The 1,024-nt window shown below is 62.9% G+C and carries 2 protein-coding genes; both read right to left on the reverse strand.

What is annotated here, in order from left to right; genetic code table 11:
- Positions 1–704 (reverse strand): NAD(P)/FAD-dependent oxidoreductase (locus EN914_RS36405; protein WP_164779216.1); only part of this gene is annotated, 704 nt, incomplete at its 3' end.
- 153 nt (positions 705–857) lie between these two features.
- The coding region (locus EN914_RS36410) for a GMC oxidoreductase (RefSeq protein ID WP_245497940.1) at positions 858–1,024 on the reverse strand (167 nt) is incomplete at its 5' end.

Here is a 1,024-nt window from a genome sequence, read left to right on the forward strand (position 1 = left end):
ATGGTGACATGTTCGGTGCCGGGCGCAGGCGCCTGCGCGTCCCACTTGCCCAAAACCCCCAGCCACCAGCAGAAGTCACGTTCGCGATAGGCCCGCGGCGGCCGATCGTGCGGCCCGACCGAGAGATAAACCCGCCGTCCCGCACGCTGGAGTTCGTCGGCGATCTGCACCCCCGAAGACCCGGAGCCGACCACCAGCACCGCGCCTGCGGGCAGTTGGCCGGGATTGCGATAGGCGCTGGAATGTATCTGCATAGGTCCGGCGTCCCCGGGAACGACGGCCGGGATGACCGGATGCTGGAAAGCGCCGGTGGCGGCAACCACGCTCCTGGCTTCGATCACGCCATCCGAGGTTTCGATCCGGAAGCCGGGACGGCCGACAAGCCTTTCCACTTTCCTGACCTCCACGCCGCAGCGGATGGGGGCAGCGATCATGTCGGCGTAAGCGACAAAATAGTCGGCGACCTTCTCCTTGCCGATAAAGGCATCCGGACCGGCATTGGGAAATTCCATGCCGGGAAAACGGTCATGCCAGGCGGGACCATTGGCAACCAGCGAGTCCCATCTTTCGCTACGCCAGCGTTCGGCGATGCGGTCCCGCTCCAGCACGAGATGGGGCACGCCGCACTTGCTCAGATGCTCGCTCATCGCCAGCCCCGCCTGGCCGCCGCCAACAACAAGCGTGTCTACTGTTTCGACTGGCATTCAGCGGCCCTTTCTGGCTCTCCCCGAGAGTTTCTGCGCATGCGGCGGAGGTCTGATCGTTGGTTTACTGGAGGGACCGGGCAGCGAAAATTACGATTTCATGTGGCAGTGGTTAGCTTGTTCCTAAATGCTGAATTGGCCGCGCGCAGACGGCTACGCCAGTATTGCCATAGCCGCCTTTTCGCCAATCATCATGGATGGCGCATTGGTGTTGCCACCGATCAATGTCGGCATGACGGAGGCATCAGCGACGCGCAGATTGTCGAAACCGCGCACCTTGAGACTGGCGGGATCAACCACCCCCATGGCGTCCTTGCCCA

This window comes from Mesorhizobium sp. M7A.F.Ca.CA.001.08.2.1, from assembly GCF_003998455.1.
GTDB classification, from domain to species: Bacteria; Pseudomonadota; Alphaproteobacteria; order Rhizobiales; family Rhizobiaceae; genus Mesorhizobium; species Mesorhizobium ciceri.